Below are 25831 nucleotides of genomic sequence, written 5' to 3'. Positions count from 1 at the left end.
CGAGTCCGTGGGGTGATTATCGCCTTACGGCCACGGCGCGGTTCGCAGCGAGCAGTTCGCGGTTCGCGGCCCGCGGCTCAGCCGTGGTCGCCGAGGGAGAGCAGGAGCTTGCGCAGCACGCCGGTGAGGAGCTCCCGCTCCTCCGGGGTCAGGGCCTCGATGAGGCTCAGCTCGTTGGCGAGGTGTCCCTCGATGAGGCCGTCGGCCAGGCGGCGGCCCTCGTCGGTGAGGCTCGTGCGGACGAGGCGGCGGTTGTCGGGGTCGGTGGCGCGGGTGACGAGCCCCTTGGCGGCGAGCCGGTCGATCCGGTTGGTCAGGGCGCCCGGGCTGATCATCGCGGCTCCGGCCAGGTCGCCCATCCGGAGGGTGCTGCTGTCACCGGCCCGCAGCAGGGTCGCGAGGACGTCGTACTCCCAGGACTCCAGGCCGTTGGCCTCGAAGTAGTCCTTGATCCCCTGCTCCAGGAGCCGGGACGCACGGAAGATCCGGACCACCACGCCGATCGGCGAAGTGTCCAGGTCGGGCCGGATGGCCTGCCACCGCTCGATGACCTCGTCCACCGCATCGTTCACGCCGTCAGGCTAGCAGAAGCTTCGACGTTGAACTGTTTGACATCGATGCTGGCCGGGCCTACCGTTCATCACGGCGATCACTTCGACGTCAAAATATTCGCCATTGAAGGGTTGGCTCGGGTCCCGGGCCACCGCCATGGCGATTCAGGGGAGAGGGAGCACGACATGCACTACGTGGTCATCACCAGGAGCGACAGCACCCCGGACAGCGACCTGGGCCACTACCTGGCCAACGTCGGCGCGACCATGGAGCCCTACGGCGGCCGCCTCCTGGCCTTCGACGCGCCGCAGCGACTGGAGGGCGCCGGGGGCTTCACCAGGACGGCCGTCCTGGAGTTCCCGACCGGGGAGGCGGCCCGCGGCTGGTACTCCTCGGCGGCCTACCAGGAGATCGCGGCCTGGCGCATCGCGACGATGGGCAGGCAGGTCGACATCAACCTCGTGAGCGGCGTGCCGGCCTAGGTGAATCCGCGCCCGGCACCAAGGTGACGGACGCTCAGGGCCCTTTCCCCGAAGGACCGGAGGCGGTGGGAGGGCACCCCGCATCGGGCCGGGTGCCGCGCGGGCCCGGCCGGTTATCGTCCTTCCAAGGCACCGACGGATCAGAGCGCGGGGATGTGACGGGTGAGCGGGGACGATTTTCAGGCGCGGGAGTTCGAGGGGCACCGGCCCCAACTGCGGGCGGTCGCCTACCGGATGCTGGGCTCGCTGAGTGAGGCCGAGGACGCCGTGCAGGAGGCCTGGCTGCGGCTCAGCCGGACCGACACCACCGAGGTGGAGAACCTGGGCGCCTGGCTGACCACGGTGACCGGCCGGATCTGCCTGGACCTGCTGCGCTCGCGCACGGCCCGGCGCGAGGACCCGCTCCAGGGCCAGGACGGGCGGGAGTTCCGGCTTCCCGACCCGGTCGTCGGCGCCTTCGGGGTCGCGGACCCCGAGCAGGAGATCCTGATGGCCGACTCGGTCGGCATCGCGCTGATGGTCGTCCTGGACACCCTCGCCCCGGCCGAGCGGCTCGCCTTCGTCCTGCACGACCTGTTCTCCGTGCCGTTCGACGAGATCGCGCCGATCCTCGGCCGCACCTCCGCCTCCACCCGGCAGCTCGCCAGCCGCGCCCGCCGCCGCGTCCAGGGCGCCGCGCCCGCCCCCGACACCGACCGGTCCCGGCGCCGCGAGGTGGTGGACGCCTTCCTCGCCGCCGCGCGCGCCGGGGACTTCGACGCGCTGCTCGCCGTCCTGGACCCCGACGTGGTGGCCCGCTCCGACGGCGGGACGCTGCGCCCCGGCCTGGTCCGCCGCGGCGCGGCCGACGTCGCCTCCCAGGCGGTCACCTTCGCCCGCTTCGCCCAGGACGGCCGACCGGTGCTCGTCAACGGCGCGCCCGGCATGCTCGCCCTCGCCGACGGCCGGCCGCTCTCGCTCATGGCGTTCACCATCCACGGCGGCCGGATCATCGCGCTGGACTTCCTCACCGACCCGGAGCGCCTGGCGCGGCTCGACCTGTCGGCCGTCCTGGACGGCTGAGCCCGGAGCGGCGGCGCGGCGGGCCGGTTGCCCGCCGCGCCCCGCCGCGGGCCGGGCCGACTTGCGCCGGGCCGGCGGGGGCGGCTTGCGCCGGGTCGGCGGGGGCGCCGATCATCTTCGAAAATCCTCCGCGGGGGATGTCGAGAACGCGGGGGCGGCTCCGACTGAAGGGTGACAGCGCGCCGACGGGGCGCGCGGGACGGGGAGGACACCCGGGATGAAGTACATCGCGATGATCTACGGCAACCAGGCCAAGTGGGACGCGTTCCCGGCCGAGGCCTGGCCCGAGGCGATCGCCAGGCAGGACGCGTTCAACCGGAAGTACCGCGAGAGCGGCGAGCTGATCGGCGCCTACGGCCTGGCCGACGCGGCCGCCGCCCAGCTGGTGCGCCGTCAGGACGGCCTCCCGGCGGTCACCGACGGCCCGTACCTGGAGACCAAGGAGTACCTCGCCAGCTTCTACCTGCTGGACTGCGAGAGCCTGGAGCGCGCCCAGCAGATCGCCGCCGACATGCCGTTCGCGGACGTCGAGCCGGTCGAACTCTGGCCGATCCTGCACGACGCCGCGGCGGACGTGTGACCGGTCTGCCCCACGCCGCCGAGGACCTGCTGCGCGAACTGGCGCCGCAGGTACTCGGCGCGCTCGTCCGCCGGTACGGCGTCTTCGACGCGTGCGAGGACGCCGTGCAGGAGGCGCTGCTCGCCGCCGCCCTCCAGTGGCCCGGGACCGGCGTGCCGGAGAACCCGCGCGGCTGGCTGCTCACCGTGGCCTCCCGCCGCCTGGTCGACCAGGTGCGCAGCGAGACCGCCCGCCGCCGCCGCGAGGACGCCCTCGCCCTCGCCACCCCGCGGTCCGCGCTGCTCGCCCACGCCGCCGACGCCCGTCCGGACACGGACCGGGACGACTCGCTCGCGCTGCTCTTCCTCTGCTGCCACCCGGCCCTCTCGGCCCCCAGCCGGATCGCGCTGACCCTGCGCGCGGTCGGCGGCCTGACGACCGCGCAGATCGCCGCCGCCTTCCTGGTCCCCGAGGCGACGATGGCCCAGCGGATCAGCCGGGCCAAGCAGACCCTCAAGGGCCTGCCGCCGGCCGCCCCCGGGGGCCCGGAGCGCGCCGGGCGCCTGGCCGAGGTCCGGCAGGTGCTCTACCTGGTCTTCAACGAGGGCTACACGGCGAGCGACGGGGACGGCCTCACCGCGCCCGGGCTCTCCACCGAGGCGATCCGCCTCACCCGGCTGCTCCTGCGCCTGGAACCCGGGGACGCCGAGACGGCCGGCCTGCTCGCCCTGATGCTGCTCACCGAGGCCCGCCGCCCGGCCCGCACCGGCCCCGGCGGCGAGCTGGTGCCGCTGGCGGAGCAGGACCGCGGGCAGTGGGACGGCCGGCTCGTCGCCGAGGGTGTGGAGCTGATCAGCCGCACCCTGCCGCGCGGGCAGGCCGGCCCGTACCAGCTCCAGGCGGCCATCGCGGCGGTGCACGACGAGGCCGGGTCGGCGGAGGCCACCGACTGGCCGCAGGTCCTGGCCCTCTACGAGCTGCTGGAGCGGTTCGGGCCGAACCCGGTGGTGACCCTGAACCGCGCGGTCGCGGTGGGCATGGTGCACGGACCGGCGGCCGGGCTGGAGCTGCTGGCGACGCTGGACGGCGACAGGGCGATGGCCCGGAGCCACCGGCCGGCCGCCACCCGGGCCCACCTCCTGGAGCTGCTCGGCGACGGGCCCCGTGCTGTGGAGGCCTACCGGGAGGCGGCCCGCCGCACGACCAGCGCGCCCGAGCGCCGCCATCTGACGGAACGTGCAAGGCGGTTGGAGGCCACGGCATGAGGTTCGTCGTTCGTGAGGTCGTCCGGGACGGGGTGCGGCTCGTCTGCCGCGACTCGGGTGGTCCGGGCCCGGCGGTGCTGCTGCTGCACGGCCTGGCCGGCCACGCGGGGGAGTGGGACGCCGTCGCCGAGGTCCTGGGCGCCCGGTACCGGGTGGTCGCCGTCGACCAGCGCGGCCACGGCGCCAGCGAGCGGCACCCGCAGGACGTCTCCCGGGCCGCGTACGTCGCGGACGTGGTCGCCGTGATCGACGGACTCGGCCTGGACCGCCCGGTCCTGGTCGGTCAGTCCTACGGCGGCCATGCGGCGATGCTCACCGCCGCCGCGCACCCCGCGCTGGTGAGCCGTCTGGTCCTGGTCGAGGCGGGCCCCGCCGGCTCGGACCCGGAGACGTCGGCCGGGATCGCCGACTGGTTCGACACCTGGCCGGCGCCGTTCCCGTCGCGGAGGCCGCGGTGGAGTTCCTCGGCGGAGGCCCGGTCGGCGAGGGCTGGGCGGCCGGCCTGGAGGAACGGGACGGCGGCTGGTGGCCGCGCTTCGACAAGGAGGTGATGGTCGCCTCCCTGGCGGAGAACGTCCACCGCTCCTGGTGGGAGGAGTGGGCGCGGATCAGTTGTCCGACCCTGGCCGTGCTGGGGCAGTCCGGCATCATCGACGCCGAGCAGATCGGCCGGATGCTCGCCACCGGCGCGGAGGCCGTGGCGGTCAGCGTCCCCGGCACCGGTCACGACCTCCACCTCGAACGGCCCGCGGAGCTGGCCCGGTTGATCGGCGCGTTCCCCGGCCGCTGAGCCGGCCGGAAGGAGCTTGCCGGAAGGAGCTTGGCGGCGCCTGTCACATCGGGCCTCCGGGATCCGTCGGACCTGTGAAGGCACCGAAGGACCGAGAGGAACACCACGATGGAAGCCCAGCCCACCGCCCCCGCCACCGCCACGGCGACCACCAACGCCACCGCCGCCCCCGCCACGGCGACCACCCCCGGCTCGCGGATGTCCAACCCCGCGAAGCTCGTCCCCGAGCTGGGGGCCGTGGCCGGCGCCCTGTTCAAGGCCACCGGCAACGGTTCGGTGCCGAGGACCACGATCGACCTGGTCCAGCTGCGCGCCGGCCAGATCGTCGGAAACACCTATCTGACGGTCATGCACACCCAGAGCCTCCGCGCGGCCGGCGAGTCCGAGCAGCGGATCACGGCGGTGGCGTCCTGGCAGGACGCCCCGTGCTTCACCGAGGCCGAGGCGGTCGCGCTGGCCCTGGTGGAGGCGGTGCTCCAGCCGTCCCCGCACGGTGAGCGGGTCTCCGACGAGCTGTACGCCCGGGCGGCCGCGCACTACGACGAGACGGCCCTCGCGACGCTGGCGATCGCCATCGGCCAGGTCAACTTCTTCATCCCGCTGGCCCTGATCGGCAAGCCCCTCCCGGGCGTCAAGCCGTCCGAGCAGTGGACCTGACCGGACCTGACCCGGGCTCACCACGACCCCCGCCCCGCCGCCCCCCCGACCCCGGCAGCAGCACCGCCACCGTCACGACGTCGGTGGTCCGGATCAACGCAGCGGCGGTGCCACCGACTTGGTGGTACCGCCGCTGGGCCGGCCCGGCCGGCTTCCTCGCGCAGGAGACGATGTCACCGCGCCTGGGCGTACAGCTCCTCGACGAGCCGGGCGACGGCCTCGGGCTCGCGCAGGGTCGGGTAGTGGTCGGACTTCGCCAGCCGGACGAGCCGGCAGCCGGGGATCCGGGCCGCCATCTGCTCGTTGCAGGCCACGACCTGCGGACGGTCCTGCTCGCCCAGCGCCAGCACGGTGGGCACGGCGATCTCCCCGAGCCGGTCGAAGGCCGGCGCGTCGGGCTGCTGGTGGCCGACGTTGCCGAACCAGGCGGGCAGCACGGCCCGCAGGTGCGCGGCGGCGACCGGATCGGCCTCGGGCGTGCCCCCGCCGACCCTCCCCCAGAGGCCCAGTCCGTGCCGGACGATGCCCTCCAGGTCGCCGGCCTCGGCCAGTCGCGCCACCTCCTGGTTCAGGTCCGACTCGTCGAAGTCGTACCCGGTGACCCCGGGGACGAACAGCGCGAGCCCTGCCACCCGCTCCGGGGCGTCCAGCGTCAGGCTGACCGAGGCGGCCCCGCCCATGCTGGAGCCGACCAGCACGGCACGGGCCAGCCCGAAGTGGTCGAGCACCGCGGCGAGGTCCGCGGACGGGGAGTAGGCGGCCGTGGGTGCGGGCGACCGCCCGTAGCCGCGGGCGTCGTAGCGGACCACCCGGTACCGCGTGGCGAGCGCCGCCAGCACCGGGTCCCAGATGGTCGAGTCACCGACGCCCGGGTGGACCAGGACCAGTGGCAGCCCGTCCCCTCCCGAGTCCTCTGCCCAGAGTTCACCGTTGCCGACGGACACCATGGTTTCCATACCGACCAGTCTGGGCGCCCAGGCGGCCGTCGCAACGGAGGCGTCAGCCTTCGGCCGGAAATCGCCCCGAAAGGAACTGCTCGAAGGTGCCCTCGCCCACCGCCCGTTCCGGCGTCAGGTGCCCGCCGGCCCGCAGCGCGCGGTAGGACCGGCCGGCCAGCCGCACGTTGAGCAGCGGGCGTCGCCGTCCGGTCGCGCGCAGGTAGGCCCGGGCCAGCTCCGGGAACGGCCGGACCGCGGGGCCGCCCATGTCCGGCACCCTCCCGGCCGGCTCCCCGGCCGCGAGCCCGGCCAGCCGGGCGGCGACCTCCGCCACCTCGATCGGCTGGTCGGCGACCCCCGAGGGCAGCAGCATCACCGGCAGTTTGGCCGAGGCCTGCAGGAGCTCCAGGATCAGCTCGTGGAACTGCGTCGTGCGCAGCAGGGTCCAGCCGAGCCCGGACTCCTCGACCAGCTTCTCGACGGCCAGCTTGGCCCGGTAGTAGGCCAGCGGCACCCGGTCGACGCCGACGATCGAGATGTAGACCAGATGCCGTACGCCGGCCCGGCGGGCCGCCCCGATCAGGTGGCGGGCCGCCTGTTCGTCGCCGCCGCGCGGGGAGGTGGCGCAGTGCACGATCGTCTCGACGCCCGCCACGGCCTCGGCCAGCCCGGTGCCCTCGCGCAGGTCCACGGCGTACGGCTGGGAGTGCCGGCTCAGCACCCGCACCTCGTGCCCGTCCGCGCGCAGCCGTTCGGTGACGAGCCGGCCGAGAGTGCCGGTGCCGCCGGTCACCAGGATCGTGGTCATCGCGATTGCCGTCCCTTCGGTGGTGCGCGCTCCCGGTGGAGCGCGCGTCAACCGCTGAGAACCGACGAGCCCCCGGATTTGTGACAAGGGCCCCGGGGCGGCTCCCGGCGGCGGTTCACGTCCGGGGCGCCGAGGCGGCGAGCTGACGGCCTGCGTAGGCGAGTTTCTCCGGGTTCAGAACGACCCGGACCTCGGCTATGACGCCGTCCCGCGGGTCGAAGGACGCGACGGAGACCAGCTGCCCGTCCGCGTGCATCACCAGCGCCGCCGCACCGTTGACCTCGGCGATCGTGAACTCCCAGCCCCCGCCGAACCGTTCGCTGGTGCCCAGCAGGAAGCGCAGCACCTTCTCGCGGCCGATGACGGGGCGCCGGGCCGAGGTGATCCTCCCGCCGCCGTCGCTCCACCAGACGATGTCGTGGGCGAGCAGCCGCTCCAGACCGGCGAGGTCGCCCTCGCGGGCCGCCGTGACGAAGGAGGCGACGAGCCTGCGCCGCTCCTCGGCTGCGGGGGCGAACCGGGCCTCGGGCGTCGCCACCCGCTGGACCGCCCGGCGGTACAGCTGGCGGCAGTTGGCCTCGCCCAGGTCGAGCACCCCGGCGATGTCCCGGTGGCTGTAGCCGAACGCCTCGCGCAGCACGTAGACCGCCCGCTCGGTCGGCGTGAGCCGCTCCAGCAGTACCAGCAGCGCCGTCGACACGGCGTCCCGCTGCTCGGCGGACTCCAGGGGGCCGAGGGTGCCGTCCTCGGTGAGCACCGGTTCCGGCAGCCACGGCCCCGGGTACTGCTCGCGCTGCACCCGGGCCGAGGTGAGCCGGTTGACGCAGAGGTTGGTGACGACCTTGGCGAGCCAGGCCCCCGGGTGCCCGATCTCCGCACGCCGGGCGCCGCTCCAGCGCAGGTACGCGTCCTGCACCGCGTCCTCCGCCTCCTCGGCGGAGCCGAGCAGCCGGTAGGCCAGGCCGAACAGCCTGGGGCGGTGGGCGGTGAACTCCTCGGCGGTTCCTGATGTCACGCCCCAAGCCTGCCAGTCGGCCGGCCGCGCAGGACGCCGGACCCGGCCGGTGACCGAGGCGCGGGCCGGGCGGGGCCGTTCCGCAGGTGCCACCCGACAGTAGAGGAGAGTGCAGATTGAGTAGACGGCAGTAATGCCTAGACGCCGGAACTGTCGGTGTGTCAGGATCGCTCCTGCTGCCGGACAACGGGTCGGGCGGGCGGATCAGGGGGAGGAACCCGTGTCCCAGGAGAACCAGCCGCAGTTCGTGATGGTGCCGGTGCCGGCCGAGCACGTCACCAAGGTCTACGCCTTCCTTGCGGAGCTGGCCGCCGGCGAGGCCGCCACCACCGCCACCACCGCCACTCCCGCCGTCTCCCCGGCTCTGCCGGACGGCTCCGGAGAGCCGGCCCCGGCGGACGACGGCAAGCTGCCGGTCGTCGAGTGGACCGTCGAGGACTTCCGCCGGCTGATGATCGAGCCGCTGGGCTCGGTGCAGGCGGTCGCCCGGGTCCTCGACGTCCTGGCCGACCAGCCCGACACGAAGGTCAGCTACACGACCCTGGCCACCCGGCTGGGCATGGAGAAGAAGAACCTCCAGGGCAACCTGGCCGCCTTCACCCGTGCCGTGCACCGGCACTACGGGCGCCGGAACTGGCCGATGACCTGGGTGGAGTCGCTCACCGACGAGCCGGGCCTGAAGGTCGAGTTCTTCTACACGATGAGCGCGGGCACCGCCGGCCGCTGGCTCAAGGCCCGCGCGCAGGACTGAGGCGCGACCGGGTGAGTCGGCGCCGTCCGCTGGTTGTTCCGTCTACTGGTTGGCACCGCTTACTCCCCCCGTCTAGACGATCCGGCGCCAGGCGTCGTCGGCCGGGTCGCCCACCGGAGCCGGTCCGAAGTCGTACCGGACCCCCGTCGGGCCGAAGGCGAGCAGCGAGATCGAGGACGAGCCCCAGATCCGCCCGTCCCCGAAATCGCGCCGCTGGATCAGCGCCGCCGGGTCGTCCAGGGCGAGGCCGTCGCCGGAGACGATCGGCAGCCACGCGCCCCAGGCCTGCTCCGTCGTCCCCGCGTCCGGCAGCGGCAGCGGCCGCTCGGCGGCCCCGAAGCGGGCACGGAAGCGGGCGGCCCGGGCGGCCATCAGGGAGCGGACCAGCTCCGAGGTCGTGCGGTCCGCCGCCGCCCCCTCCAGCCCGTCGTTGAGCACGACGCTGAGGCCGGAGGGGAGTTCGCGCTCCTCCAGCCGGCTGCCGCCCCAGCTCAGCACCCGTGCGCCGTCGGACCGGGCCACGACCAGGTGGAACGGGTCGTAGCGGGTCAGGTCGAGGTGCCCGATCCCGCCGTCCCGGACGGCGGTCAGCGGCAGCTCGCCGCGGGAGAGCCGGCCCCGCGCCGGGGCCATGGCGCCGAAGCCGTTCAGCAGGCAGGCCGCGAGGGGATCGGCGCCCGGCTCGACCGCCAGCCAGGTGCCGCCCGCCGCGAGGTCCAGCCCGCCGACGACCGTGGGGCGCCCGGGCCAGTGGTGGTCCGGCGGCGACCAGCGCCGCCCGGCGTACTCGTCCCGGACGGACAGCAGCAGCACGGGCACCGCCGACGACGGTTCGATGCTGACGAACGCCGTACACACGCGCAGGGCCCCCTGACCTCGCCGAACGGGCGGCCGCGCACCACCCTGCCGCCGATCCTCGCACGGCCGTTCGGATTCCGGGAGGGCCCTGGCCCCGCTCCCCTCCCACCGCCATACTGGCCGCCGTGGACTTCACCTCCGGCGCCACCGTCGGCCCGCGGTTCGACCAGGGCGGGTACGACCTGGGCCTCGGCAACAACGTCTACGGGTTCCTTCCGTCGGCGGCGGGCGCCCCGGACGTGGCGCGGGCCTTCCGCGGGGCCGGCTGGCGGGTGCGCAGGTCCGGCTGGACCGAGTACGAGGTCGAGCACACCTATGCCCAGCTGGAGTTGCGCCCCGACACGCCCCTGCGGTTCGGGGGCGCGGTGGTGCCCGGACGGATCGGCGACCTGCTGTCCGCGTTCTCCGCGCTCGGACTGGCCCACGTCGTCGAGCTGTACGACGAGGACGGCGGCGAGACGGTGTACCGCTCCTGAGCCCCCGGGGGCCGGGCCCGAAGTGGCCCAGGATCTTCGGGCCCGAATGTGCCGGAGCCGGAGTCCACCACCGGCCTAGGGTTGCCGGTATGACCACGACGCACGACCACGCCACCGTTCCCGCCCCCGAGCAGCGGATCTCCCTCCCCGACCTCGCCCCCGACTTCTACCAGGCCATGATCGCGCTGGAGCGCGGTGCCCGGAAGGGCGTCGACCCGGTGCTCGCGGAGCTGGTCAAGGTGCACGCCTCGATGATCAACGGCTGCTCCTTCTGCATCGACATGCACTCCGCCGACGCGCTGAAGAACGGCGAGCAGAACCACCGCCTGCTCTCCCTCCCGGCCTGGCGGGAGACGTCGTGGTTCACCGCGCGGGAGCGCGCGGCGCTCGCGCTGACCGAGTCGGTCACCCTGCTCACCCAGGGGCACGTGCCGGACGCCGTCTACAACGAGGCCGCCGAGCACTTCGAGCAGGCCGAACTGGCGCAGCTGATCGCGCTGATCATCACCATCAACGCCTGGAACCGGATCGGCGTGACCTCCCGCCTCAGCCCGGCCGCGAAGTAGGGTCGCCGACATGACGGACACTCGGCTCCAGCAGCAGAAGGCCCGCGCCCTGCGCGAACTCCACCGTCCCGGCGATCCGTTGGTACTCGCCAACGTCTGGGACGCGGCCGGTGCGCGGCTGGTCGCCGCGGCCGGCGCACCGGCCGTCGCGACGGCCAGTGCCAGCGTCTCCTGGACGCTCGGGAGCGCGGACGGGGACGCGGCCGACCGTGACGAGGTGCTCGCCCAGACCGCGCTGGTGGTCCGCGCGGTCGGCCTGCCGGTCACGGCGGACCTGGAGAGCGGCTTCGGTGCCACCGCGGCCGAGGTCGGCCGGACGGTGGAGGCCCTGCTCGCCACCGGCGCGGTCGGAGTGAACCTGGAGGACGCGGCCCGGCCCGCCGCCGAGGCGGCCGAGCGGATCGCGGCGGCCCGGGCGGCGGCGGACGCGGCCGGCATCGGGCTCTTCGTCAACGGCCGCACCGACGTCTTCCTCCACGGGATCGGCGACCCGGCCGGCCGCCTGGACGAGGCGGTCGACCGCCTGCGCGCGTACGTCGAGGCGGGCGCGGACGGCGTGTTCGTCCCCGGTGTGGCCGACCCGGAGACGATCGCGGCCCTGGTGAAGGCCGTCCCCGCGCCCCTGAACGTCCTGGCCGGCCCGGGCTCGCCGTCCGTGCCGGAACTGGCCGGGCTGGGTGTGGCCCGGGTCAGCCTGGGGCCGGGCCTGGCCAAGGTGGCGTACGCGGCGGTGCGCCGGGCCGCCGAGGAGGTCTACGGCGCGGGCACCTACACGGCCCTCGACGGCGGCCTCACCTACCAGGAGCTGAACGCCCTCGCCGAGGGCTGATCAGGCCGCCGTGGCCGGGCCGGCCCACGGCCGGGCAGGGCGGGGGCCGGGCGCGTGACGGCGCCGGACGGACGGGGTCCGGGCACGCACGGGGGCGCGCCCGGACCCCGTCCGTCCGGTGGGCGAGGGCCCGGCCCGTCGGCCCGGGGCGGACCCGCTCGTCAGTTCAGGACCTGCCCGCTGATCCCCGGGTGGGTCATCTGGTCGGTGCCGACGGCCTCCACCTGCTGCGCGAGCTTGCCGGCCAGCGGCAGCTTGGCGGCCTCGTGCAGGGCGAGGTCGGTGGGGGAGAGGTTGAGACCGCTGGAGAGCCCGTCGAGGGCGTCCGGCTGCGAGGCGACCGAGGTGGCGGCGGACGCGGCGGGGGCGGCCATGGCGAGGCCCGCCATGGTGAGGGCGGCCAGGGTGGCGAGTTTCTTCATGGAACGCCAAACGACCCGGCCGCCCTCAGGTCACCGCGAACCCCTCAGACCGTCACCCGCAGCGTCCGCACGCTGTTGCTGACGAACGAACCGATCGGCTCCGGCCGGGCGTCCTCCGCGAGGGCCAGCCCGGGGTACCGCTCGAACAGGTGCCGCAGCGCCGTCTCCGCCTCCATCCGGGCGAGCCCGGAGCCGAGGCAGAAGTGCGGGCCGTGGCCCAGCGAGAGGTGCCGGTTCGGCCGGCGCGTGACGTCGAAGCGGTCGGCGTCCTCGTAGTGCCCGGAGTCCCGGCCGGCGGCGGCGTACGAGGCGAGCAGTGCCTCGCCGCGCCGGATGACGACGTCCCCGACGGTGATGTCCTCGGTCGCGTACCGCAGCGGGAACTGCCCGACCGGCGAGTCGTACCGGAGCGTCTCCTCGACCACCTCGGACCACGACGCCGAGCCGTCCAGCACCAGCCGCAGCTGGTCGGGGTGGGCGAGCAGGGCCCGGACGGCGTTGGTGATGAGGTTGAGCGTGGTCTCGTGGCCGGCCACCAGCATCAGCAGCAGGGTGCCCACCAGTTCCGGCTCGCTGAGCCGGTCGTCGGACTCGCGGGCGGCGATCAGGTCGGTGGTGAGGTCGTCGCCGGGTTCGGCGCGCTTGGCGGCGACGACGGACGCCAGGAGCGCCTGGAGGCCCTGCTGGGCGGCGATCGCGGCCTCGGGGGTCGCGGAGCTTGAGACCAGGGTGTCGGAGAGCTCGTGCAGTTCGTCCTGCTGCTTCGGCGGCAGGCCGAGCAGTTCGCCGATGACCTGCATCGGCAGCGGGTAGGCGAAGTGCTCGCGCAGGTCGAACTCGCCGTCCAGCCCGGCGACGGCGTCCAGCAGGGCGACGGTCCGGGCCTCGATCGCGGGCTGGAGCTCGGCGATCCGGCGCGGGGTGAAGGCCTGGCTGACCAGGCCGCGCAGCCGCCGGTGGTCGGCGCCGTCGGCGGTGACCATGCCGGGCACGGTGACGAAGTTCAGCAGCGGCCAGCCCTTGGGCAGGCGGCCCTCGGTGAAGGTGGTCCACAGCTGCGGGTTCTTGCCGACGCGCGGGTCGGCGAGCAGCTCCTGCAGGGTGTCGTGGTGGGTTATCGCCCAGACCACCACCCCGCCAGGGAGTTCCACCAGGACCGCGGGCCCGGCTGCCCGGAGCCGCGCGTTCTCGCCGTGCTGGTCGCGTCCGAAGGGGTCGAGTCCGACGGGTTCGGGGCGGCCGGGTCCGGGCCGGTGGCCGTCTCGGTCGTGCTCGGGTGCGGCGGTGTCCATGCGGGCCTCTCGGGAGCGGGCGGGCGGGGCGGGGTGAAGGCGCTGTAGAGCACCGGCAGGCCGACCAGGGCGCGCGACCAGGGCGACGGGCGCCAGGCCAACTCACCCGGCGGTACCGCCAGCTGGAGGTCGGGCAGGCGGTGCAGCAGGGTCTCGACGGCGGTCTCGACGATGATCCGGGCCGGGTGCTGGGCCGGGCAGACGTGCCGGCCGGCGCCCCAGGCCAGGTGGGCCCGGTTGCCGCCGAGGGAGCCGTGCGCGGCGGAGGCGGCGCCCTGGGCGGCTGGGTCGGCGTTGGCCGCGGCCAGGCCGAGGACGAGCATGTCGCCGGCGCTGATGTACTGGCCGCCGAGGACGGTGTCGCCGGTGGCCCACCGGCCGGGGAAGTTCTGGGTCGGCGGGTCGCGCCAGAGCACCTCCTCCAGCGCGTCGGCGACGGTGAGCCGGCCGCCGGTCAGGGTGGTCCGGAAGCGGCGGTCGGTGAGCAGCAGCCGCAGGGTGTTGCCGGTCCAGTTGATGCTGGTCTCGTTGCCCGCGACCAGCATCACCACCAGGTGGTGCACCGCCTCCTCGTCGGTCAGCGCGGCCGGGTGGGCCAGCAGCCAGGAGGTGAGGTCGGCGGCGGGCGTGACGCGCCGCTGCCGGACCAGGTCGACCAGGATGGCCTGGAACTCCGCGTTGGCCCGGACCGACTTCTCGCTGCTGTCGACGAAGTGGCTGATCAGCTCGATGAGCCGCGGCCCGGCCTCGGCGGGCAGGCCGACCAGCTGGGTGAAGACCAGCAGCGGCAGCCGGCGCGCGTACTGGGCGACCAGGTCGGCGGTGCCGTCCGGCCCCCAGCTGTCGATCAGGGCGTGGGCGGCGGCCTCGGTGGTCTCGCGCAGCTGGCGGTGGTCGATCTCGGCCAGCGTGTCGGAGACGGCGGCGCGCAGCCGCTGGTGCTCGGCGCCGTCCAGGTTGAGCAGGGTGGGGCGCCAGGCGGTCATCGGCAGCAACCGGGAGTCGGCGGCGAGCCGGCCCTCGGCGGGGACCCGCCAGCCGCGTGAGTCCTTGGAGAACAGGGCCTCGTTGCGGGTGAGTTCGAGCAGCTCGGGGTAGCCGAGCACCAGCCAGGCCTCCACCCCGGGCTCCAGCTCGATCGGCGCGACCGGGCCGTACTGGTCGCGCAGCCGGGCGTAGAGGCCGTGCGGGTCGTCGGCGACCGCGGGGCCGTACAGCGCCGGCAGCGGCCCCCCGGCCGGGAACCCGCCCCCGCCCGGTGCGCCCCCGCCGGCGTGCGCCGGGCAGCCGGGCGGCGGGGTGAGCGGGGGAACGGTCGTGCCGGGCTCGGGATTCGTCATCGGTGGAGCTCCAGGACGGCGGTGGCGTGCAGGTGCCCGACGAAGTCGATCAGCAGGTCGTACGCGGCCCGCCGGTCCCGCGCGTCGCAGTAGAGGATCGGCACGTCGGGCAGCAGGTCGAGGGCGGAGCGCAGCTCCTCCTCGGGGTAGGTCGGCGTGTCCGGGAAGGTGTTGACGGCCACGGCGAACGGGATCTGCTGTTCCTCCAGCCGCCCGAGCACGTCGAAGCTCTCGTCCGGGCGGCGCAGGTCCACCATGGCGATGGCGCCGAGCGCTCCGCGCGACAGGTCGTCCCAGAGCGGCCAGAACCGTTGCTGCCCGGGGGTGCCGAACAGGTACAGCGCGAGCCGCGGGTTGAGCGTGATCCGGCCGAAGTCCAGCGCGACGGTGGTCGTGCTCTTGTCGCCGCGCCCGGTGAGGTCGTCGATGCCGCTGCTGGCGGCCGTCATGACCTCCTCGGTGCGCAGCGGGGTGATCTCGCTGAGCGAGCCGACCAGCGTGGTCTTGCCGACCCCGAACGGGCCGGTGACCAGGATCTTGACCGCGCCCTGCACGGAGGACGGCAGGTACTGGGGCTCGGCCGGGGCTTCAGCGGAGTTGGCGGAGGCCAACGAGCACCTCTTCCAGGAGGGTTGCGGGCAGGCGTTCGGCCTGCGGGACGGGCGGGAGCACCTGCACGGTGCCGAGGTCCCAGAGGTCGCCGACCAGCACCTTGACGATGCCGAGCGGCAGCCTCAGGTGGGCCGCCACCTCGGCGATCGACAGCAGGCTGCGGCAGAGGTCCAGGATGCGGTGGTGCTCGCGGCTGAGCAGCGCGTCCTCGGGCAGTTCGGGCCGGTCGGGTAAGGCGCTGACCAGGCTCTCGACGGCGAGTGCGGCCCGGGTGGGCCGGCTGCGTCCGCCGGTGATCACATAGGGCCGGACCGGTCCGGTCACCGCTGTCCCCCCGCCGCGTGGTCGACGCGCGGCGGGCTGGTGAGGTGGGTGCCGATCCGCTCGACGAGGACCTGCATCTGGTAGGCGACCAGGCCGGCGTCGACGGCCTCGCCGGTCACCACGGCCAGGTGGGCGCCGGCCCCGGCGGCGACGATGAAGAGGTAGCCGCCGCCGTACTCGATGATGATCTGCCGGGTGGCGCTGCCGTGGCCGCCGAAGCCCTGGGCGACGCCGCGGGCCAGCGACTGGAGGCCGGAGCAGGCGGCGGCGAGCCGCTCCGCGTCCTCGCGCAGGATGCCCTCGCTGCGGCCGATCTCCAGTCCGTCGTTGGAGACGACGACGGCGTGCCGGACCTCGGGGACGGAGACGATGTCGGCGAGCAGCCAGCCGAGGTCAGGGGTGGTGGTCATGGAACTCTCCGAAGCGCTGGGGAAGCTGGGGGGAAGCGGGATGGGAAGGATCGGGGTGGGCGTGGGCCCGGACGGCCGAGCGGCCGCTGGCCGTCCCGGCCTGGAACATCGCCATGAACGCCTGGGCGTCCTGCGCCGAGCGGTACGGCGGGGCGGGTGCCGGCGGGGGAGAGGCCGGCGCGCCGTGGCGGGTGGCGCGGTCGCGCCGGTGGCTCCGGCGGGGCAGCGGTGGTGGGACGGCGGGGCCGGCCGAGGGGGACCGGTCGGCCGGCGGGGTGTCCACCAGTCGGTGCCCGGGGCTCAGGGGGTGTCCGGGCACCGGGGGCCGGGTGGGTTCCTGGGACGCGGTCGTGGGTGCGGCCGGGTGCAGGGGTGGTGCGGGGTGGTGCGGTCCGGGGGCGAACGCCGGGTCGTCCGGGCCGAGGCCCGGGACGGTCGGCGGGAGGGGCTCGGTGAGCAGGGCGTTCGGCAGCAGCACCACGACCCGCACACCGCCGTACGGTGAGGGCGCGGAGCTGAGGGTGACCCGGAAGCCGTACTGCTCGGAGAGCCGGCCGACCGCCGCGAGGCCCAACTGCGGCACCTCGCCGAGGCGGGAGACCTCCAGGGCGGAGCCGCCGGCCAGGGCGGAGGCCGCCTTGGCGACCGCCTGCTCGGGCATGCCGACACCGCCGTCGTCGATCTCGATGACGGCGCCGTTGTGCACCGGCATGAGGGTGACGAACACCTGGGTGCTGGGCGGGGAGTAGCGGGTGGCGTTGTCCAGCAGCTCGGCGACGGCGTGGATGAGGGCCTCGGCGGCGGCGCCGACCACGGCGGTCTCGATCCGGCTGCGGACCACCACCCGCTGGAAGGGCAGGATGCGCGACTGGGCGCCGCGCACCACGTCCTCCAGCGAGACCGGTTCCGGCCAGTGCCGTCCGGCCCGGGCGCCGCAGAGGACGGCCAGGGTCTGGGCGAGGCGGGCCTGTTGGGCCGCGGCGTGGTCCGCCTTGAGCAGGCCCTCCAGCAGGGTCGGGTCGTCGTGGGTGCGTTCCATCTCGTCCAGCAGGGCCTGCTGGTCGTGCGCCATGACGAGGATGCGGCGGGCCACGCTGAGGAAGGCGCGCTGGGTGGAGGCGTTGAGTTCCTGTTCCTGCTGGACGGCGGCCAGTTCGCTGCCGCGCCGGGCCAGTTCGGTGGTCAGCTGGTCCCGGAGGCGGGCGAGTTCGCGCTGCTGGCGGTCGTGACGTCGGCGGTGGGTGACGGAGACGGCGCGGTAGCGGGCGGCGGCCACGAGGGCGAGGGCGGCGAGAACGCCGGTTGCCGTTGCGCACCACTGAGTCATCGTCACGCGGCGAATTCTAGGGTGATGATCCTACGATGGTGTGACCGGATCTCGCCAAGTGACCGGATCTCCTCAATATCCCGTCAATACGGCGTCAATCCGGTCTGCTTCGCCCCCGATCGGTCTGCGGCACCGACCGCCGCACCGTTTACTGCCCTGCTGACATCCGGTGCAACAGCAGCAGTGCCACGTCGTCCGGCCGCGACCGGCGCTCGGTGACGTTGAGGGTGAGCAGGTCGGCCAGCCGCTCCAGGGCGGGCGCCGGGCCGATCCGGCCCGGCCCGGTCTGCCGGGCCCAGAGCTCCAGCCCGCCGAGCATCCGCTGCACCGACTCGTCGTAGTCCTCCTCGCGGTCCTCGACCAGGCCGTCGGTGTAGACGAGCAGCGTCTCCCCGGGCGCCAGGTGACCGACCGACAGGTGGTAGGCCGCCTCCGGGTCGACGCCCAGCGGGGGGCCGCCCGGCAGGTCCAGCTCCACGGCCTTCGCGTCGTCGGTGATCCGGACCGGCGACGGGTGCCCGGCGCGGGCCGCCCGCAGGGTGCCGTCGGCCGGGTCGAGGGTGAGGTAGAGGCAGGTGGCGAAGAGGTCGGTGTCCAGCCCGGAGAGCAGCCGGCTGGTCCTGGCCAGCGTCGCGGCCGGGTCGTGCCCGTCGGTGGCGTACGCCCGCAGGACGCTGCGCAGCTGCCCCATCACGGCGGTGGCCTCGGCGTTGTGACCCTGGACGTCGCCGATCACCAGGCCGATCCTGCCCTCCGGCAGCCGCAGCAGGTCGTACCAGTCGCCGCCGATCTGCATGCCCTCGGTGCTGGGCAGGTAGCGGGCGGCGCTGGCGATCCCGGGCAGCCGGGGCAGGGTGCGCGGCAGCATGGCGCGCTGGAGCTCGGTGGCCCGGTGGTGGTGCGTGTCGTAGAGGCGGGCGCGCTCCAGGGACTGCGCCAGGACGCCGGCGAACGCGGAGTAGAGGGTGCGGTCCTCGCGGCCGAAGGCCCGCTCGGTGGCGAAGGTGATCAGGCAGGAGCCGACCTGCCGCCCGGAGGCGACCAGCGGCAGCACCGTCCAGGCGGGCGGGGTGAGCGGCCCGCCGCCGTCCGGGGCCCGTCCCGTGCGGCCCGGTTCGCTGAACAGCGGGGTGGAGCGGGCCAGCGCGTGCTGCATGACCCCCTCGGAGAGGTCGGCCAGCCTGGTCAGCTCGGTGCGGCGCGGCCCGCCGTAGACGGTGTGCGACACGGGCAGCAGCCGGCCCTCGTCCACCAGGTCGAGCACGATGCTGGCGGCGCCGAAGGCCGGGCGGGCGATGTCGGTCACCGTGGTGGTGACGTCCCGGACGGTGACCGCGCGGGACAGCGCCCGGGTGAGCGCCAGCAGCAGCGCCGAGCGGGCCCCGGCCGCCGGGGCGCCGCCCGGCCCGTCGGCCGGCGGGCGTTCCCCGGGTGCGCGGACGCGGTCCCGGTCGGCGACCAGCCCGGCGATCCGGACCGGCCGCCGGTGCACGTCGAGCATCACCTCGCCGGTCTCCTCGATCCGGACCACGCCGCCGCCCCGGCGCAGCACCCGGTAGGTGATCCGGTACGGGCCGCCGGTGGCGAGCGCCTCGGCCAGGGCGGCCTGGAAGTCCGGCAGGTCCTCGGGGTGGACGATCCGGTCCAGGTCGGGTGCGGCCGCCGGGCCGCCGTCGGCCGGCGGCGGCTGGCCCGCCACCCGGTAGGCCTGGGCGTCCCAGTAGGACTCGCCGGTGACCAGGTCGCGTTCGAAGGCGCCGTGCCCGGCGGAGCGGACGGCGAGCGAGAGCATCGGGTGGGCCAGCCCGGCGGCCCGGCCGGCGTCGTCCGCGTCCGGTCCGTTCGTGTCGGGTCCGTTCCCGTCGGGGCCCGGGGGCGTTCCGGCGCCGGTCGCGGGCGCACCGCCCGGGCGGCCGCCCCTGGGCGGGCCGGTCTCGGCGTTCGCGTGGTGGAGCAGGTGGGAGAGCCGGTGGGCGCAGGCGTCGCCGAGCGTCTCCAGGACGTCGAGGTCGCGCCGGGGGACGGTGCCCCGGTGGGCGAGGGCCAGGGCCAGCACGCCGATCGGCCGCTCGTCGACGATCATCGGCAGGGCGATGATGGCGACCATGCCGGTGCCCATGCCGGCGTTGCGGTTGGGGTAGTCGACGCTGGTGCGCTCGGGGCTGAGCAGGTAGGGGCGGCGCAGCCTGAGCGCCATCGCGGCGGGCAGGTCGCCGGCCGGGTCGACCATGCCGTACCGCTCGTGGGCCCATTCGGGCAGGCCGTGGGAGGCGGCGAGCCGGAGCATTCCGGCGGAGTCCAGCAGGTAGAGCGCGGACCCCTCGCCGGTGATCCAGCCGGGGCCCTCGGCGAGGATCGTGCCGAGGAGTTCGGCGGCGCTGGTGCAGCCGAGCAATAAGCGGACGCAGCGCATGGCGCTGCGCGCGGTGGGGCTGCTGCGCGGCGTCCGGCTCTCGTCCTCGGAGGGGGGAAGCCACGGCGAGGACAGGTCCATGGGATGCCCGGCCTTTCCGTTGCCCTGTCGGGGTGGTGCCTTATCGGACACCCAATTCTTAATACCTTATTTCTTAAGCCGGTGAATGGTCGCCCAGGGTGCCACGGAGGCCCCCGGACCGGACCGCCGTGGCACCCGGTGCGACCGACGGGCCGCCGGTCGAGTAGGATCGGCGAGCGGCAAGGGCCTATAGCTCAGACGGTTAGAGCGCTTCCCTGATAAGGAAGAGGCCACAGGTTCAAGTCCTGTTAGGCCCACCACCGCGAAGGGCCCGGAGCGATCACGCTCCGGGCCCTTCGGCGTCCCTGCGGCCGGCCCCCGCGACCGGCCCCGGTGGGCGCGTCCCGCCTCAGGCCCCGGGCCAGTCGCGCAGGCCGTGGGTGAGGACGGTGATCAGCCGGTCCTGGGTGTCGCCGAGGTCCTCGGCGAGCTGGAAGGCGCCGCCGATGGAGAGCGAGGCGAAGCCGTGGGCCACCGAGCGGACGGCGCGGGCGGCGTGGATCGCCTCCGACCCGGCGAGCCCGTACTCGCGCAGCACCGCGATGATCACGCCGACCAGCCGCGTCGCCGCCCGGGTGAGGTCGTCGTCCGGCTGCGGGGCCTGCGGGAGCGAGTTGTAGCGGTGCGGGTACTCGGTGGCGTAGGCGTGGTAGGCGCGCAGGACGGCGGCGACGGCGTCGTCCCCGCCCCGGCCGACGGCCGCCTCGGCGAGCCGGTCGGCCAGCTCCTCGGTGACCCGGACGGCGACCAGCCGGCGCAGTTCCGCGAGGCCGCCGCTGACGTGCTTGTAGAGCGAGGGAGTGGCCACCCCGGCCCGCGCGGCGACCGCGGCCAGGGTGAGGGCCTCGGGGCCCTGCTCGTCGATGAGGGCGAGGGCGTGGCCGACGACCTGCTCGGGGGTGAGTCCTACTCGGGGCATGGGGGCGATTCTCCGTGGGTCCGGTTCCGGTGGGGCGGGAGGGCTCAGGCCAGCTCGGCGAGGAACCCGAGCAGCGCGTCGGCGGTCGCCTGCGGGTGGTCGGCCATCGGGTAGTGGCCGGAGCCCTCGATCATCACCTTGCGGCCGTTCAGCGCGGCGGCCTGCCGGTCGGCGACCACCTCCGGCTTGGGGAAGTCGGGGTCCTTGCTGCCCATGACGACCAGCGCCGGGCACCGCACGGCCGCGGTCCAGCCGACGGGCGCCGAGTCCCCGCGGACCTGGCCGCGGGTGGCGGTCTTGCGGCCGGGCGTGCGCATCGCGGCGACCAGCCCGTCCACGTACGCGTCGAAGTCGGCCGGCTTGGCGGTCGGGTAGGCCATCCTGCGGTGGTAGAGGCCCCAGAAGGCGGGGGAGTGCACCAGCAGCTTGCCCATGACGCCGAACATCGCGCGCTGCAGGGCGTTCGGCGGCAGGTTCTCGACGAAGGCGTCCAGCAGGACGATCCCGGCGACCCGCTCGGGTGCGTCGCCGGCGGCCTTGACCACGGTCGCGCCGGTGTACGAGTTGCCGGCGAGGACGGCGCGCCCGATGCCGAGGTGGTCGAGCAGGGCGAGGACGTCGGCGGCGATCGCGGCCGGCGAGTAGTCGTCCCAGACGATCGAGGAGTCGCCGAAGCCGCGCAGGTCCATGGTGATCACGCGGCGGCCGGCGGCGACGAGCAGCGGGCGCAGGTGCCGGTAGGCGGCCCGGCTGTCGAGCATCCCCGGGAGCAGGACGACGGGGGCGCCGTCGCCCTGCTCGGTGTCGTCGTAGGCGATCCGGCCGCCGGTGACGTCGAGGTACTGCGTGGTGGGGGCGGTGGTGCGGGACATGGGGGCCTCCTCGGTCCGCCGGGGCGTCGGCGGTGGTGCCGACACCCATAAAGCTAAGGCTAATAGCCTTAGCCGTCAAGCTATCGACCGGATCCGAGGATGGCCCGGATCAGACCCCCTCCACCTTGAACGGGTCGTGCTCGGCCAGCAGCTTCTCCAGCCGGGCCTGGTCCACCCGGGTGACGATCTCGCTGTTCTCCTGCTTGTCGCGGACCACCTTGGCCAGGGTGAACGAGGAGGTGACGGTGTAGAGCAGGCCGACCCCGAGGAAGGCCCGGGTCCAGCCGCCCACCGGGAGGTAGGCGATCCCGGTCGCGAGGGCGCCGGCGGAGAGGGCGAAGGAGAGCACGGCCTGGACGTAGTACGCGGCCGTGGTGCGTGACTGCATCGGTGCGTTCATGGCGTCAGGATGGCCGCGTCGGGCCGGGTCGCACATGAGTAGGGGTACTCAAGTAGGGGTTCGTTCGTTGACGTCCAATAACGTTCGGTAGTGTCAGTTGTTGTCAATCGCCCCAAAATGCCCATCGGGTCACGTAGTGTCCGGGCTGTGTCCTGCTGCTCCTGACGGATGGCTTGGAATCAGGGGCTCCTAGGATTAACGTTTGATAACGCAGCGCGGTCCGCAACGCCGTACCCAGACGGCACCGTGCGCCGTCGCCTAATCCCGCCGGCCGGCCTCCGGGCAGGCCAGGGAGCCGGGGAACCACGTTCCTTGGGGTGAATCGGCCGGGCCCAGGCCCAGCCGTAGGAGACCTTCCTGCTCCGAACCCGTCAGCTAACCCGGTAGGCGCGAAGGAAGGAAAGGAGCGCGCCTCCGTGGCGTCGACGCACTCTCCGGCAAACCTGCCCGGCTCCTCCGCCGGCACCCAGCTGCTCGACCACCCGTGGCCGCCCGCCCACCCGGGCGAGTCCGGCGGGCCCTCCGACGAGGCGGCCCCGCAGGCCGCCGAGGCCAACCGGCACCGGATGCCGCGTCAGACCCGTGGGACGGCCCCGCTGCTCGGCGTCACCGCCGTCGCCGCCACCCTGGGCGCCACCGGCTTCGCCTCCGCGACCCCGGCCGCCGCCCCCGCCGTCGAGGCCCCCGACGAGACCCCGGTCGCCCTCGCCGCCGACCCCGGCCTCGCCCTCGCCGCCCGGATCCAGCAGCAGGCCGACAGCCAGCGCACCGCCGCCGAGGAGGGCGCCCGGCTCCAGGCCGCCAAGGAGGCCGAGGCCAAGCGCGCCGCCCAGCAGCAGGAGGCCAAGCGGGCCGCCGAGGAGGCCGAGAAGGCCAAGCTCGCCGCCATCAACCTGCCGGTGCGCGACTACAACCTCTCCGCCCACTACGGCCAGAGCGCCTCCTACTGGGCCCACCTGCACACCGGCCTGGACTTCGCCGCCGACACCGGCACCCCGGTCTACGCCGTCGGCCAGGGCACCATCACCTCGGCCGGCTGGGCCGGCTCCTACGGCTACCGGATCGTCGAGACGCTGCCCGACGGCACCGAGATCTGGTACTGCCACCTCTCCTCGATCATCAAGGGCTCCGGCAAGGTCGTCCCCGGCCAGCAGCTCGGCAAGGTCGGCGCCACCGGCAACGTCACCGGCCCCCACCTGCACCTGGAGGTCCGCCCGGGCGGCGGCGCCCCGGTCGACCCGGAGAGCTGGTTCGAGCAGCGCGGCATCACCCCCTGACGAGCACCGGAGTGCCCCGGCCGTCACGACGACGGCCGGGGCACCCGTGCGTCCCGCCCAGGGCCACGCCCCGGGGGCGCGGACCGGACCAGGCCCGCGCCCCCGTGCCCCCGCGCTCACTCCCCCGGCAGCTGCGCGAGGTACGCGTCGATCTCCTCCTGGCCGGGCTCCGGCGCGAGGTCCGGGAACTCCGCCACCAGCAGCCGCGGCAGCCCCGGCACCGTCCACTCGCCGAACAGGTCCAGCGCCGCCTCGACCGCCGCCTCCTCGAACGCCCCGAAGTCCCCCGCCAGCTCGTCCGGCATCGGGCGGCCCAGCGCCGTCAGCTCCGCCAGGTTGCGGTAGCTGCGCCGCATCAGGCCCTGCTCCAGCAGCCGCCGGGCGCCGTCCGTGGCCATCCCGACCGAGAGCACCCGGGCCGCGCCCCAGCCCTCCTCGTCCGCCTCGTCCAGCCAGCCGGCCACCGCCAGCGCCTCGAAGGCGGCCCGCCGGTCCTCCTCGGCCAGCTCCCGGAACGCCGTCAGCCACTCCCGCACCGCCGCCTTGTCGGCGAGGTCGACGTCGTGCGCGCACAGCAGCACCGCGTAGAGCCGGGGCCAGGTCACCAGGTCGGCCCGGCGCAGCAGCCCGGCGGCCACCTCGCCCTGCCACTCGGCCTCCGCGTGCAGCCGCTCCTGCCGCTTGGCGTTGAGCCGCTTCGCCGCGCGCTGGTGGTCGACCAACAGCCGCACCGCCTCGCCGTACGCCAGCGGGTCCTGCTCGGGCGCGGGCTGGACGTACAGGTGGAGCCGCTCGTACAGCAGTTGCTCCACGGCGTTCGAGGTCAGCTCCGGCCAGCCGTCGTGCATCCTGCTCTCGCCCAGCTCCAGCAGCGCCAGCACCGCCCGCACCGCGGATTCGGCCACCGGCGCGCGGCCCTCGGCCTCCGCCCAGGCGAGCAGGTCGGCGGCCTTGGTGCGCGGGGCGAGCCGCAGGTCATCTTCTTCCATGTGACGTACGGTAATCGGAAAGCGCGGGTAGGGTCGGCAGACATGGTCCCCGTCCGACTCACCGGCCCCCGCCTGGCCATCCGCGAGTTCCACCACACGCCGGGCGACGTCGACGCCCTGCACGCGGTCTTCGGCGACCCGGAGGCCATCCGCTACCTGCCCTTCGAGCCGCGCGACCGCGAGGACTGCGCCGACCAGATCGAGCAGTACCTGGAGGAGGCGCTCCGGGACGAGCGGACGGTCTACCGACTGGCCGTCACCCGGCACACCGACGCCGGCGACCCCGCCGACGCCACCCCGATCGGCACCGCCGCCCTCACCCTCGGCGGCCACCGCTCCGCCCTCCTGGGCTACGCGCTGCGCGCCGACACCTGGGGCAACGGCTACGCGGGCGAGATCACCTCGCTGCTCTGCGACTTCGCGTTCGGGCCGCTCGGCCTGCACCGGCTGGCGGCCCGGGTGGACGTGGACCACGACGCCTCGGCCCGGGTGCTCACCCGGGCCGGTTTCCACCTGGAGGGCCGGGTGCGGCACGACGTGTACCTGCGGGGTGCCTGGCACGACTCCTTCCAGTACTCCCTGCTCCAGGACGAGTGGCCGCCCGGACGGGGGGATAACCCCACCCCCGCTCCGGCGGGGAGCCGGATGTCCGGCAGGCCGCTTCCTTGACAGGGTTAACCCATCAGCCCGAACGGCACCGCCACAGACCCGAGGACCGAGGCCCGGCTATGACGACCAGCGAGCACACACTGCGCAGCGAGTACGACCGCCACGACGGCGCCCGCCGCACCGAGGAGCCGCCCTACGCCTGGCGGGCGCCGTTCTCCTCCTACTACTACCGGGAGCTGGGCTTCGTGCTCAGCGGGTTCCCGGTCGCCATCGCCGGCTTCGTCTTCTCCGTCACGCTGTTCTGCCTCGGCCTCGCCACCTTCGTCACCGTCCTCGGCCTGCCGGTGCTCGCCGGACTGACCAGCGGCGCCCGCGGCTTCGGCCGGCTGGAGCGGGCCCGGGCCCGCGGCATGCTGGCGCTGGACGTGCCGGGCCCGGAGCCGGTGCGGGCGGTGCGGCCCGGGGCCTGGGGCGCCGTCACCGCACGGCTGACGGACGTGGCCGGCTGGAAGGCCGCGCTGTACCAGGTGCTGATGTTCCCCTGGGCGGTGCTGAGCTTCTCGCTGTCGCTGGTCTTCACGCTGGTCGGCTGGGTGCTCGCGTTCTACCCCGCCTACCACTGGAGCTTCCGGACCTACACCGACTGGCCGGGCTACCGGGTGTTCGACTACTGGGACAAGGGGGTCGAGCACGTCTACTACATCGAGTCGCCGTGGCAGATCGCCGGGGTGTCGCTGATCGGGACGCTCCTCGTCTTCCTCGCCCCGCAGCTGTTGCGCGGCCTGACCAACGTCAACCGCCTCGCCGTCCGGGGCCTGCTCGGCCGCTGACCGGCTGACTCGCTGACCCGCCGACCGGCTGACCCACTGACCCGCTGACCGCTCCACCGGCCCCGCCCGCGCCCGGACACTCCGGATGCGGGCGGGGCCGGCCCGT

Annotated in this window: 29 protein-coding genes, 1 tRNA gene, 1 pseudogene and 1 riboswitch; of the genes and pseudogenes, 14 read left to right on the top strand and 17 right to left on the bottom strand. The window is 74.5% G+C overall.

The genetic code is table 11. The features are described from left to right. Window positions 1-77: 77 nt before the first annotated feature. Entirely contained in the window at window positions 78-572 is a 495-nt protein-coding gene (locus tag J5Y04_RS20415) for a MarR family winged helix-turn-helix transcriptional regulator (RefSeq protein WP_148643457.1), read from the bottom strand. A gap of 165 nt (window positions 573-737) precedes the next feature. Here J5Y04_RS20415 and J5Y04_RS20410 point away from each other — a divergent pair, with 165 nt between their 5' ends. The 6 genes and pseudogenes from J5Y04_RS20410 (at window position 738) to J5Y04_RS20385 (ending at window position 5367) form a co-directional block, all read left to right on the top strand. Continuing rightward, entirely contained in the window at window positions 738-1034 is a 297-nt protein-coding gene (locus J5Y04_RS20410; protein ID WP_209413519.1) for a DUF1330 domain-containing protein, read from the top strand. Window positions 1035-1196: 162 nt separating this feature from the next. Then, window positions 1197-2096: a sigma-70 family RNA polymerase sigma factor gene (locus J5Y04_RS20405; protein ID WP_209413518.1), complete on the top strand. Its 900-nt coding sequence runs from the start codon at window positions 1197-1199 to the stop codon at window positions 2094-2096. A 217-nt stretch (window positions 2097-2313) separates the two neighbouring features. Then, on the top strand, window positions 2314-2676 hold the full coding sequence (locus J5Y04_RS20400) for a YciI family protein (RefSeq protein ID WP_148643454.1): 363 nt from the start codon (window positions 2314-2316) through the stop codon (window positions 2674-2676). Continuing rightward, window positions 2673-3920, top strand: a complete 1248-nt coding sequence (locus J5Y04_RS20395) for an RNA polymerase sigma factor (RefSeq protein ID WP_209413517.1) — start codon at window positions 2673-2675, stop codon at window positions 3918-3920. Before J5Y04_RS20400 ends, J5Y04_RS20395 begins: the two co-directional genes overlap by 4 nt. Further along, window positions 3917-4710, top strand: a pseudogene (locus J5Y04_RS20390) (alpha/beta fold hydrolase). The gene J5Y04_RS20395 and the pseudogene J5Y04_RS20390 overlap by 4 nt, the downstream one beginning before the upstream one ends. A 198-nt stretch (window positions 4711-4908) precedes the next feature. Beyond that, window positions 4909-5367, top strand: coding sequence for a carboxymuconolactone decarboxylase family protein (locus J5Y04_RS20385; protein ID WP_245205139.1), 459 nt, complete (start codon window positions 4909-4911; stop codon window positions 5365-5367). Window positions 5368-5540: 173 nt separating this feature from the next. Here the strand turns inward: J5Y04_RS20385 and J5Y04_RS20380 are convergent, their stop codons facing one another. From J5Y04_RS20380 to J5Y04_RS20370, 3 genes are all read right to left on the bottom strand, one after another. Continuing rightward, the gene (locus J5Y04_RS20380; RefSeq protein ID WP_245205122.1) at window positions 5541-6323 is read right to left on the bottom strand and encodes an alpha/beta fold hydrolase; all 783 of its coding nucleotides are present in this window, start codon (window positions 6321-6323) and stop codon (window positions 5541-5543) included. A gap of 43 nt (window positions 6324-6366) precedes the next feature. After that, window positions 6367-7113 (bottom strand): SDR family oxidoreductase, encoded by a 747-nt coding sequence (locus J5Y04_RS20375; protein WP_209413515.1) that lies wholly within the window; start codon window positions 7111-7113, stop codon window positions 6367-6369. Between the two features lie 115 nt (window positions 7114-7228). Next, window positions 7229-8128 carry an RNA polymerase sigma-70 factor gene (locus J5Y04_RS20370; protein WP_209413514.1) on the bottom strand — a complete coding sequence of 300 codons (900 nt, stop codon included), beginning with the start codon at window positions 8126-8128 and terminating at the stop codon, window positions 7229-7231. Window positions 8129-8348: 220 nt separating this feature from the next. Here J5Y04_RS20370 and J5Y04_RS20365 point away from each other — a divergent pair, with 220 nt between their 5' ends. Continuing rightward, the gene (locus J5Y04_RS20365; protein WP_209413513.1) at window positions 8349-8879 is read left to right on the top strand and encodes a hypothetical protein; all 531 of its coding nucleotides are present in this window, start codon (window positions 8349-8351) and stop codon (window positions 8877-8879) included. Window positions 8880-8951: 72 nt separating this feature from the next. On the opposite strand, the gene J5Y04_RS20360 is transcribed toward J5Y04_RS20365, so the two are convergent. After that, window positions 8952-9737, bottom strand: coding sequence for an NRDE family protein (locus J5Y04_RS20360; RefSeq protein ID WP_209413512.1), 786 nt, complete (start codon window positions 9735-9737; stop codon window positions 8952-8954). Between the two features lie 125 nt (window positions 9738-9862). Between J5Y04_RS20360 and J5Y04_RS20355 the strand changes: the two genes are divergently transcribed. From J5Y04_RS20355 to J5Y04_RS20345, 3 genes are all read left to right on the top strand, one after another. Beyond that, window positions 9863-10213: a hypothetical protein gene (locus J5Y04_RS20355; RefSeq protein WP_209413511.1), complete on the top strand. Its 351-nt coding sequence runs from the start codon at window positions 9863-9865 to the stop codon at window positions 10211-10213. Between the two features lie 89 nt (window positions 10214-10302). After that, window positions 10303-10779, top strand: a complete 477-nt coding sequence (locus J5Y04_RS20350; protein WP_209413510.1) for a carboxymuconolactone decarboxylase family protein — start codon at window positions 10303-10305, stop codon at window positions 10777-10779. 10 nt (window positions 10780-10789) lie between these two features. Further along, window positions 10790-11608 carry an isocitrate lyase/phosphoenolpyruvate mutase family protein gene (locus J5Y04_RS20345; RefSeq protein WP_209413509.1) on the top strand — a complete coding sequence of 273 codons (819 nt, stop codon included), beginning with the start codon at window positions 10790-10792 and terminating at the stop codon, window positions 11606-11608. A 161-nt stretch (window positions 11609-11769) separates the two neighbouring features. Here J5Y04_RS20345 and J5Y04_RS20340 read toward each other — a convergent pair whose 3' ends face one another. From J5Y04_RS20340 to J5Y04_RS43255, 8 genes are all read right to left on the bottom strand, one after another. Continuing rightward, window positions 11770-12030: a hypothetical protein gene (locus tag J5Y04_RS20340; protein WP_209413508.1), complete on the bottom strand. Its 261-nt coding sequence runs from the start codon at window positions 12028-12030 to the stop codon at window positions 11770-11772. A gap of 44 nt (window positions 12031-12074) precedes the next feature. Next, complete coding sequence (locus tag J5Y04_RS20335; RefSeq protein ID WP_307853210.1) at window positions 12075-13181, bottom strand: cytochrome P450; 1107 nt, start codon at window positions 13179-13181, stop codon at window positions 12075-12077. Then, window positions 13145-14662 (bottom strand): cytochrome P450, encoded by a 1518-nt coding sequence (locus J5Y04_RS41950; protein ID WP_245205121.1) that lies wholly within the window; start codon window positions 14660-14662, stop codon window positions 13145-13147. Before J5Y04_RS41950 ends, J5Y04_RS20335 begins: the two co-directional genes overlap by 37 nt. After that, complete coding sequence (locus tag J5Y04_RS20330; RefSeq protein WP_209413506.1) at window positions 14659-15273, bottom strand: ATP/GTP-binding protein; 615 nt, start codon at window positions 15271-15273, stop codon at window positions 14659-14661. Before J5Y04_RS20330 ends, J5Y04_RS41950 begins: the two co-directional genes overlap by 4 nt. After that, complete coding sequence (locus J5Y04_RS20325; RefSeq protein ID WP_148643442.1) at window positions 15251-15598, bottom strand: DUF742 domain-containing protein; 348 nt, start codon at window positions 15596-15598, stop codon at window positions 15251-15253. The genes J5Y04_RS20330 and J5Y04_RS20325 overlap by 23 nt, the downstream gene beginning before the upstream one ends. Next, window positions 15595-16008, bottom strand: a complete 414-nt coding sequence (locus J5Y04_RS20320) for a roadblock/LC7 domain-containing protein (protein ID WP_209413505.1) — start codon at window positions 16006-16008, stop codon at window positions 15595-15597. Before J5Y04_RS20320 ends, J5Y04_RS20325 begins: the two co-directional genes overlap by 4 nt. Next, the gene (locus J5Y04_RS43260; protein ID WP_305852856.1) at window positions 15992-17335 is read right to left on the bottom strand and encodes a sensor histidine kinase; all 1344 of its coding nucleotides are present in this window, start codon (window positions 17333-17335) and stop codon (window positions 15992-15994) included. Before J5Y04_RS43260 ends, J5Y04_RS20320 begins: the two co-directional genes overlap by 17 nt. Window positions 17336-17483: 148 nt before the next feature. After that, complete coding sequence (locus J5Y04_RS43255; protein ID WP_209413503.1) at window positions 17484-19829, bottom strand: SpoIIE family protein phosphatase; 2346 nt, start codon at window positions 19827-19829, stop codon at window positions 17484-17486. A 183-nt stretch (window positions 19830-20012) separates the two neighbouring features. On the opposite strand from J5Y04_RS43255, the gene J5Y04_RS20305 reads away from it, so the two are divergent. Then, window positions 20013-20089 (top strand) — tRNA-Ile (locus tag J5Y04_RS20305). An 89-nt stretch (window positions 20090-20178) separates the two neighbouring features. Here the strand turns inward: J5Y04_RS20305 and J5Y04_RS20300 are convergent. From J5Y04_RS20300 to J5Y04_RS20290, 3 genes are all read right to left on the bottom strand, one after another. Then, window positions 20179-20748 carry a TetR/AcrR family transcriptional regulator gene (locus J5Y04_RS20300; RefSeq protein ID WP_209413502.1) on the bottom strand — a complete coding sequence of 190 codons (570 nt, stop codon included), beginning with the start codon at window positions 20746-20748 and terminating at the stop codon, window positions 20179-20181. A gap of 44 nt (window positions 20749-20792) precedes the next feature. Beyond that, window positions 20793-21620 carry an alpha/beta fold hydrolase gene (locus tag J5Y04_RS20295; RefSeq protein WP_209413501.1) on the bottom strand — a complete coding sequence of 276 codons (828 nt, stop codon included), beginning with the start codon at window positions 21618-21620 and terminating at the stop codon, window positions 20793-20795. Window positions 21621-21729: 109 nt separating this feature from the next. Next, window positions 21730-22020, bottom strand: coding sequence for a YiaA/YiaB family inner membrane protein (locus J5Y04_RS20290; RefSeq protein WP_148643436.1), 291 nt, complete (start codon window positions 22018-22020; stop codon window positions 21730-21732). A 245-nt stretch (window positions 22021-22265) separates the two neighbouring features. Then, window positions 22266-22424: riboswitch (cyclic di-AMP (ydaO/yuaA leader) on the top strand. A gap of 12 nt (window positions 22425-22436) precedes the next feature. Here J5Y04_RS20290 and J5Y04_RS42935 point away from each other — a divergent pair. Next, window positions 22437-23297, top strand: a complete 861-nt coding sequence (locus J5Y04_RS42935) for a M23 family metallopeptidase (protein WP_307853209.1) — start codon at window positions 22437-22439, stop codon at window positions 23295-23297. 116 nt (window positions 23298-23413) lie between these two features. Here J5Y04_RS42935 and J5Y04_RS20280 read toward each other — a convergent pair whose 3' ends face one another. Continuing rightward, the gene (locus tag J5Y04_RS20280; RefSeq protein WP_209413500.1) at window positions 23414-24286 is read right to left on the bottom strand and encodes a hypothetical protein; all 873 of its coding nucleotides are present in this window, start codon (window positions 24284-24286) and stop codon (window positions 23414-23416) included. A gap of 42 nt (window positions 24287-24328) precedes the next feature. Between J5Y04_RS20280 and J5Y04_RS20275 the strand changes: the two genes are divergently transcribed. Both J5Y04_RS20275 and J5Y04_RS20270 read left to right on the top strand, forming a co-directional pair. Continuing rightward, the gene (locus J5Y04_RS20275; protein ID WP_209413499.1) at window positions 24329-24955 is read left to right on the top strand and encodes a GNAT family N-acetyltransferase; all 627 of its coding nucleotides are present in this window, start codon (window positions 24329-24331) and stop codon (window positions 24953-24955) included. A gap of 59 nt (window positions 24956-25014) precedes the next feature. Then, window positions 25015-25725 carry a sensor domain-containing protein gene (locus J5Y04_RS20270; RefSeq protein WP_209413498.1) on the top strand — a complete coding sequence of 237 codons (711 nt, stop codon included), beginning with the start codon at window positions 25015-25017 and terminating at the stop codon, window positions 25723-25725. Window positions 25726-25831: the final 106 nt, after the last annotated feature.

Origin of the sequence: Kitasatospora sp. RG8 (assembly GCF_017813315.1) — a bacterium.
Lineage (GTDB): Bacteria > Actinomycetota > Actinomycetes > Streptomycetales > Streptomycetaceae > Kitasatospora.
Note: the sequence above shows the minus strand (reverse complement) of the source record. Positions and strands in the feature narration are given on the sequence as shown.